At 57.4% G+C, this 948-nt stretch carries 1 pseudogene; it reads right to left on the bottom strand.

Features of this window, described 5'->3' with window-relative positions:
- Positions 1-948 (bottom strand): annotated as a pseudogene (locus HMPREF2726_RS03485) (hypothetical protein); the annotation flags it as partial.

The following is a 948-nucleotide window of genomic DNA, read 5'->3' on the forward strand; positions in this document are numbered from 1 at the left end:
TTTCGCCGCGACGCCTTTGGCGATGTCGGCTTTGGCTTCGTCGGTCAAATCCAGCGCATAGTCGGTGACACCGTCGGCGTCTTTCGCACCTTCGCTGACTTTAACCGCACCATTGGCCGCTTGGCTGAGGGTGGTCTTGTCGGCGTTAACGGTGTACTCGGTGTTGTTGCCGTCCACTTTTTTGCTGACGGTAACGTTCTTACCGGCGACGACGGTGGTGGTTTTTTCAGTGGCGGCGAGTTGTTCGTTCAGCTGGGCGACGTTGACGGCGTCAGTGTCTGCCGTACCTTTGGCTACGTTGCTGATGGCTTTGTTGCCCGCGTCAATGCCGTCGGCAGTGATATTCACATCGCCTGCTTTCAGACCGTCTTTGGTCAGGCTGACGGGCTTGCCTGCTTTGCCGTTGCCCACAGTCAGTCCGTTGTCGGTCAGGACGCTACCGCCTACGGTCACTTTGTCGAAGGAGACGTCGTCTGAAGTCGCGACGGTGATGTGTTTACCGTTGCGGCTGACTTTGACGTTTTTGCCTTCTTTAAAGGTTACGGTGTCGCCTGCGCCGATTTTTTCAGACGAGGTTTCGTCGTTGGCATTCAGGTTCCAGCCTTTGTCGGCAGTTTCTTTGACTGCGGCAATCGCGTCGTGGACGTTGTCTTTGCCGGTGCCGCCGATGTCGGTGGTGGTCACGTTGCCTTTGTCGTTGGCCGCTTTACCGCCGAGCAGTTTCGCCAGGTTGGCTTGGGCTGCGTTCAGCTGCTCTTCGCTTGCGGCTTGACCTTTAGTGGCAAAGTCCGCACCGCCCAGATTGGTGTTGCTCAGACCGGAAATCAGACCGGCGGTACCGTCGATTACGAGCGGTTTGTTGCCGTTGCCTGCTTTGCCGACGGTAATCTTGTCGGCAAGAGAGAAGCCGATGTCGTTTTCGTCGGCGCGGGTCAGGATGTTGCCGTC

The organism is Neisseria sp. HMSC074B07 (assembly GCF_001810355.1).
In the GTDB taxonomy this organism is placed as follows: Bacteria; Pseudomonadota; Gammaproteobacteria; order Burkholderiales; family Neisseriaceae; genus Neisseria.